The following is a 7,384-nucleotide window of genomic DNA, read 5'->3' as shown; positions in this document are numbered from 1 at the left end:
TTTTCATTAGTTCTTGAACCCTCGAGAGCAATTATTTTTAAATTGATTCGTTGATTAGCAAATTCAGTATCTAAATTTAAAATTTGTTTTTCAGTCCTCTTTGTTTTTTCACTCCCTTAATCTAAATTCACGATGCCAAAAATCAATCTGCTTTTGCAATTGTTTTTCGTTTTCTCGTAAAGTCAATTTCATTATTTCAGTTAAATCAATTGGAGATATTTCTTTGATTATTTTTTTATATTTATATTTAGTTCTCTTATTCAATTCTCCCCATTTGCCTTCTTCATGAATTAACATGTAAACCATTGCTTTATTTCAATTAAATTTTCTTGTCTGCATTTCGGACAATAGAGGGGGAATTTTTTAATTCAGTATCTTCCCTTATCTTTAATCGTGTTTTATTTCCACATACAGGACACAATATCCACTTGTAGTTTATAATAACTATCTCCTCCTTTACACTTTAATTCAAATCTTTATTAAAAAATATTTCATCTTATTTAACAAGAAACCATATTTATATAACAACATAAAATACACTAAGTTATTTTATTGAACATATATCGTACTTTATCTATCCGACTATTTGGACGACGGGGCTGGCAAACAGGTTCACCGGTAGTAACATGGTACCCTTTTAACTCTGTTAAACAAACACTACGTCCATTTGTAAAGAAAGTTAAATCACTACGATATTCTTGAATACACCGAGCAGGGATTTCTCCACTAAGAATGACCTCATTATTTTTCAATTGAGTGTCTACGATGTTCGCACAATATTTAGGAGCATCGTTGTATGCTCGTGAAAGATATTCCTGTGGCGCATAAATTTTAAAACTAAGATATGGCTCTAACAATTCTGTTCCAGCTTTTTTTAAGACTTGTTCCAATACAATAGGAGCAAGCATCCGAAAATCTGCTGGGGTACTAACAGGGCTATAGTATAAGCCATACTTAAAACAGATTTTACAGTCCGTCACATTCCAACCATACAATCCTTGTTCACAGCCATAGCGTATCCCCTCCATAACTGCATTTTGAAATGATTGATTTAAGTATCCAAGAGAAACCGAGCTCTCATACTGCATTCCACTTCCCAACGGAAGCGGTGATACAGATAAACCAATGGAAGCCCAGAAAGGATTTGGCGGCACTTCGATGTGAATGGTATATTCTGCATTTTTTAACGGTCTCTCCATATAAATGACTGTAGGCTCTTTTAGTTCTATCTCCACATGATACTTTTCTTGCAACAGTGCACTAATCACTTCCATTTGTACTTTCCCTAAGAAAGAAAGTATAATTTCATGTGTCGTAGAATCCACGTAATATCGTAGAAGCGGATCACTATCTGAGATTTCCAAAAGGGCATCAAGCAACATTTCTCTCTGTTCAGGTTTACTCGGTTCAACAGTTGTTTGTAGTAGAGGGTGCGGATTTTCAATCTTTTTTCTCTGTGGCAATAGTTTTGTATCTCCAAGAACACTATTTAACTTCAAAAACTCATTTTGCAAAATAACAATTTCTCCAGAATAAGCTCTATCAATCTTACATAATTCACCATTTATTGAAGTATACATTTCTGTAACTTTTATTTTTTCTTTTTCTGATACTCTAACCGAATCTCGTAAATGTAGTACTCCACTATAAAGGCGTATATATGCAAGACGTTGTCTTTTTTTTGTATATTCAATTTTGAAAACATTTCCGCAAAGTTCAGACGGACCTCGATGTGTTGATGAATAAAATTTATTAGTAATAACTTCTATAAGGTTATCAATCCCTATATTACTTTTTGCACTTCCATGATAAAGAGGGAACAGAGAACAATTCTGAAATCTTATGCTTTCCTCTTGTTCGAGTTCCAATGCTTCTAATGATTTACCGGACATATATTTCTCTAAAAGGTCATCGTTTCCCTCTATTACCGTATCCCATTGTTCAGATTCGGTAAAGTTCGTCACACACATATTAGGATACAGTTCTACCTTCTGTTTGATTACAATTTCGGCAGAAAGTTTCTCTTTAATATCCTGATAAACCGTTGATAAATCAATTCCATTTTGGTCAATCTTATTGATAAAAAAGATTGTGGGAATCCCCATTTTCCTAAGTGCATGAAATAATATACGAGTTTGTGCTTGTACGCCATCTTTTGCAGAAATCAGTAGAATTGCCCCATCTAAAACTGATAATGAACGATATACTTCTGCTAAGAAATCCATATGTCCTGGCGTGTCTATGATGTTCACCTTCGTATTTTCCCACTGAAAAGAGGTTATTCCTGTCTGAATTGTAATTCCTCTCTGACGTTCTAAAAGCGTATTATCCGTCCTCGTTGTACCTTTGTCCACGCTTCCTAATTCTGTAATCGCTCCACTGTTATATAATAAGCTTTCTGTTAAGGTAGTTTTTCCCGCATCAACATGAGCTAAAACTCCAATATTAATAATTTTCATGTGATTTTCCTCCATTCAAAAGCCCAAAAGGGCATAAAAATCCCAGTGATAAATACTCTTATCACTGGGATTTTTATGCATAACCATAGGCATACAAAGCATACAGATATTCTCCGGATACTTTAGAATCACATGATAAAGGTATTCTTAAACTGGGTACAAAAAACTAAGCCCTCCTAAAAAAGGACATCCAATTATTTGTTCCCACTATCAAATTGACAGTTTATTTAAGAATACCTTGCCGCATATTTATTAACTCCTTTTAAATAGATACTTAAATAATAGAACGTAAGAGCATATTTGTAAAGGAATCTCCAATTTTTTATCAAAGAGAGTACGTGATTACAAAATAGCTGTAATAATGTACCAATATTTGTTATTCTATAATCTTCCAATTACTCCCGTTCTTTTCAAGTACCAAATCAAATTGAGATACCTGCGTTGCTTTGGTCTGCTGGTCGATATACTCCACTGTCAGCGATACCGTGACTTGATTATCCTTACGATTGTGAATAGGATTTACCAGTTCTTGAAAGATGTACTCTTTTCCGATTGGTTTTAATATCCCGTCATTCACATAGTAGGAAAGTTCACTGGCTGTCGCTGTAGGATAGAGCTTGAAGAACGTCGTTAAAAACTCATTGATTTCATTGGTTGTAATGGAATCAACCGTCCCCTCACTTTCAATGGCTTTTGGTTTATAACTTGATTTCTTAGGTATGTTGGTAATGGTCGGATTCTTAACCAGTACCATATTTCCAGAACCATCTACATAGACACTCACTATATAAGCAGAGTGGACGGTCTTTGTATTTTCTCCCTCTGTAATGAGCTGGTCTACACTGTAGGTTACATTAAACTCATTGTCGCCAGTTGGCTCTACCGTCCATATCTGAAATCCTCTTACAGAAGACGATACAGGAATATCTTTGCGTACTGTATCAACATTGAGAGCTTGAAGTTCATCTGTCAGATAGCCTTTTAGACTTTCCATTCGATTATCAATGGACTTATCGGATTGCTCCCATGAATAGTAGACTTTCGCAAAGTTCTCTACAAAATTTTCTACATGATGAGTATCAACGTATTCCTTTTCTATGATAGTTGTTTCGTGAATAGTATGAGTATCTATAGCTGTAAAGTGCTTGAATATCGCAAAGCTGAAACTAAGCCCTAAAAATACCCACAAGGCAATCACAACCTTTTTATGAGGATTGACCTTATAGACACGAGGTTTCTTTTCCCCCTGGATATTTTAATAAGGGACGAAGGTTTTTATTTTCTGCCATAGTATTTCTCTCCTTTTATATTTATCTAAAAATTTGCCACCACTTCTTTTTTTCATCTTTTTTCATTTCTTCTTTATTTATTCCTTCATCAATCTGTGTTTCTGATTCTTTTTCTTCAAGTTCTAATTTCAATGATTCAAGTTTTTTATTAGAAATCAAAGTTAACTGTTGTTGTTGGTCTAAAAGTTTTTCTAAGTTTGCTCTTGATTTATTCGCTTCTTCTAACTGCTCTTCTAGTACCTTTATCAGTTTATCTTTGCTTGTTTCTTCTGCTGTACGGTGCTGTTCATTCGTTGTACGCTGTTGTACACTTGCTGTACACTCTTTATTATCAATTCGTACATCAAATTCTTCTGCTAATTTCAAAAAGGCTTGGTGATCATACTCCAGAGATTCATTTTCATAAATTCTTGTATCTTTATTAATTGCTTTAATTTCAAGCTTTTCAAGTCTTCTTCTTACTTTTTGTCTTGGTTGATTTAATTCATCACATAAGTTTTTTATTGTATAAATTTTCTCCTTCATATGCCACCTCACTTATAAATCATTCTATCATAATGATGTACAAATCGTTGTACGCTATTGTACAGTGCTGTACACTCCACTAAATATATTTATAAACTGTTGTCCGACTAATTTTTAAATTTTTAGCTATTTCTGTTGGAGTATGATCAGGATTTTCTTCTAAATATTCCTTAACAAGATTTTCTTTTGTTCCACTACCTTTAGGTCTACCTTGTAAAACCACTCCACTCTCTTCATTCATAAGTTCTAATGTATTTCTAGCTATCCTTAAATGAAAATCTTGTTTTCTATAATTTCTTTTATTCTTTTCAATAGGAATATCTGTTAATTTTACAATGTCATCAATGGTAAAATTATAGTATTGTCTATCATAAGTTTCTAAAGCCGATTTAATATCATCTTCTTCTAAAGGATTGGAATGTTCTATTTCTTTTAATTCATCAAATATTTTATACATATCATCTCGAACTTCTTCTTTTGGAATATTACACTTTACAGCATAAATTGCCATACACATTAAATAAAAATATCTATGACCACCCTTAACCTTATAACTTTGTCTTAACCACCAATCATAAAGATCTCTCTTTATATCCCATCTTTTAGCTCTCTTATCTCCTTGAACAATAACTCTCTCATACCACTCTGGGAACTTTTCTTCTGCTTCTTCTAAAGTATATTGAGTTGGTCTAAATCGCTTATTTATATCTACTCTATTCTTTTCTTCATCTGCATAAGAGTTCATATAATCTAAAGTAACTCTCTCGCCAGTTTTAAAAGCTTTTACAGGTAAATCATACTTATCATTTCTCGATCCAACCATTCTAAAGCCTTGATTAATTGACTGATACTGAATCTGCTTTTCTTGTGAAGTTGCCTTATACTCCCACATTTTAAAAGTTAAATCATACTTTAACTGCTTCATCTGAAGCTTAATATTCGGATATAAATCAATCGGTTTCTCAAATACATAGTAAATATGAAGACCTGTACCACTCATTACAATAAAAGTCGGTTGTGGGAGCGTTCTAAGACCTGGTTTTTTACCTATTCTTGAAAAAAAATTCATTAACTCATTTTTACCTACTGCATCAAGGTCAAAAACTAAAGCATTCATCTGTTGAGCATACTCTAATCGATTTACACGACCTCTATAAGCTAAACCTGAACATAAGGTCATCGGATTACCTTCTACAAACTCTTTATAATCTTCTTCCCAGGTATCATTAAGCATGATTCTTCTTCTTAACTTTCTTTCTGTACCTTCATCTTTAGGATCCTTATATAAATAAATAGCATTAGGCTTAGAATAATCTCCTGGCATTTCTCCTTCATCTTGATTGTTAGGAAATATATATTTATAAAATTCTTTTCCTTCTATTTCTTCATAATGAAAACCTAATAACTCTTCTACTTCCTTATAATTCTTCTTCTTATTTTTTATATTATTACTCATATAAATCACCCCTTTTAAAACAATACCCCTAAAGACTACTAGGGGGACTTAGATTATCAATAGATTAATTGAACACTTTTAGTATATCATAATTCTAACTCTTTTAAAAGATACCCCTAAAGACTACTTAGGGGACTTAGATTATCAATAGATTTTTTGAACACTTTTAGTCTGTATACTCAATTTACTCTGTAAACAATGTATACATTGTTTACAGAGTGTACAGCATATGCTAAAATTATCGACTCATTCCTCTAGTTCGGTTTTTCTTGTTTTCTTTATCAAATTCTTTCTTAAAGTTACTATCTAATCCCTTTTCTCTTGAACTATTAGATATGCTATCTGCTAACTCTTTAAATACTTCTTTAAAGGCTTTTAAATCGCTTGTACGGTCTTTTAAGAATCTTTTAGTAGATTGGTATATTAACTTAATTTCTTCTTTTAAATTGCCTACTGTGGCTCTTAAACCCTTATTCTCATCAACTAAAGAGTTATAATCTTTTACAAGTGAGTTATAGTCATTTATAACTTCATTAGTTTTAGTCTTTAAATCTTTAACTGTAGTTTTAAGTTCTTTATTTTCTTTATGAATATCACTATCTAAAATCTTATTTAACTGTTCTTCTTTTTCTCTGCCAGTTTTTAAAGCTTGTTCTAGTTTTGAAAAATCTTCTTCTGAAATAATTAGATTTCCAGTTTTCTTTTTTACTGTCTTAGTAAATTCATGTCCTAAAAATTTTTCACCACTTGGAACTTTTACATCTTTTGTTTCTCTAGTGATTGTTACATCAATTTTATTAGGTATTTTATTTTCTTGAGTGTAAGCCTTTAATTCATTTTTCTTTCGATCAATCTCTCTTTCAATCTCTTTTTCTTTCTCTTTTAATTCTTTAAATTCAGGAACAGTTAGATTTTTTCTATCTGATCCTTCAAGACCCCTTTTAATATCAAAACCTTTTTCTTGTAAATGTTTTGGTAAATCTTCTTGAACATTACGAAGTGCTTCACGATTAAAAACTCTCTTAGCCGATAATTTTTTATCTTTATCAAAAGGAACAATGCCTAAGTGCATATGTGGAGTGGTTTCATCTAGGTGAACTGTCGCATATCTAATATTTTCTTCTCCAAAGTTTTCTGCAAAATATTCTTTAGCAGAAATAAAAAATTCTTTTGTATCTTCATCAGATAAATCTTCAAAAAATTTTCTGTCGCTAGTGATGATCCACTCATTAATTAATACTGCATCTTTTCTAACTGCCCTGGTGATAGATTTGTTTTCATTTATAAAATTCTCTATATCAGTTTTATAATTTTCAGTACGATTAACTAAATCATAATTCAATTCAGAAAGAGAAGTATCAATATCAGGATTAGAATGATTTTTTGTTTTTCTCTGATTGTGATTTCCAATTCCTATTAAGTTTTCTGCTCTCATCTTTTGCATTCTTGCAACTATCATTGACATAAAATCACTCCTTCAAAAACCTAGTGTAGCTACAATGTACGGACATATCTTCCATGTAAAGTATAACACACTAGACTTATTTACTACGTTTCATAAGTCATTAATGCGCGTGCTCTGCGAGGCTAGTTTTTGTGCAAGCACAAAAAATGGACTGAATAAATCAGTCCATAAGTTCAAAACCAAATTCAAA

6 protein-coding genes and 2 pseudogenes are annotated in these 7,384 nt (G+C 32.1%); all 8 read right to left on the bottom strand.

Translation table 11 applies throughout. The annotated features are described in order from the left end of the window. Nucleotides 1-108: 108 nt before the first annotated feature. A pseudogene (locus KA883_RS13600) lies at nucleotides 109-312 on the bottom strand (replication initiation factor domain-containing protein); the annotation flags it as partial. Next, nucleotides 291-421: pseudogene (locus KA883_RS07615) on the bottom strand (cysteine-rich KTR domain-containing protein). The pseudogenes KA883_RS13600 and KA883_RS07615, both read right to left, overlap by 22 nt. Before the next feature lie 118 nt (nucleotides 422-539). Then, a complete protein-coding gene (gene tet(M), locus KA883_RS07610) occupies nucleotides 540-2,459 on the bottom strand; it encodes a tetracycline resistance ribosomal protection protein Tet(M) (RefSeq protein ID WP_000691736.1) in 1,920 nt (639 codons plus the stop codon). Between the two features lie 15 nt (nucleotides 2,460-2,474). Beyond that, nucleotides 2,475-2,552, bottom strand: coding sequence for a tetracycline resistance determinant leader peptide (locus KA883_RS07605; protein WP_078372222.1), 78 nt, complete (start codon nucleotides 2,550-2,552; stop codon nucleotides 2,475-2,477). Between the two features lie 283 nt (nucleotides 2,553-2,835). Further along, a complete protein-coding gene (locus KA883_RS07600; protein ID WP_210139937.1) occupies nucleotides 2,836-3,711 on the bottom strand; it encodes a conjugal transfer protein in 876 nt (291 codons plus the stop codon). Between the two features lie 58 nt (nucleotides 3,712-3,769). Beyond that, the gene (locus KA883_RS07595; RefSeq protein ID WP_002402533.1) at nucleotides 3,770-4,273 is read right to left on the bottom strand and encodes a DUF536 domain-containing protein; all 504 of its coding nucleotides are present in this window, start codon (nucleotides 4,271-4,273) and stop codon (nucleotides 3,770-3,772) included. Nucleotides 4,274-4,352: 79 nt separating this feature from the next. Further along, nucleotides 4,353-5,729: a helix-turn-helix domain-containing protein gene (locus tag KA883_RS07590; protein ID WP_164810367.1), complete on the bottom strand. Its 1,377-nt coding sequence runs from the start codon at nucleotides 5,727-5,729 to the stop codon at nucleotides 4,353-4,355. A gap of 238 nt (nucleotides 5,730-5,967) precedes the next feature. After that, nucleotides 5,968-7,194, bottom strand: a complete 1,227-nt coding sequence (gene mobV, locus KA883_RS07585; RefSeq protein WP_164810368.1) for a MobV family relaxase — start codon at nucleotides 7,192-7,194, stop codon at nucleotides 5,968-5,970. Nucleotides 7,195-7,384: the final 190 nt, after the last annotated feature.

The sequence above is a fragment of the Staphylococcus sp. GDY8P54P genome (assembly GCF_017892645.1).
GTDB classification, from domain to species: Bacteria; Bacillota; Bacilli; order Staphylococcales; family Staphylococcaceae; genus Staphylococcus; species Staphylococcus ureilyticus.
The sequence above is the reverse complement of the archived record's forward strand: the minus strand, read 5'-3'. Positions and strand labels throughout refer to the sequence as shown.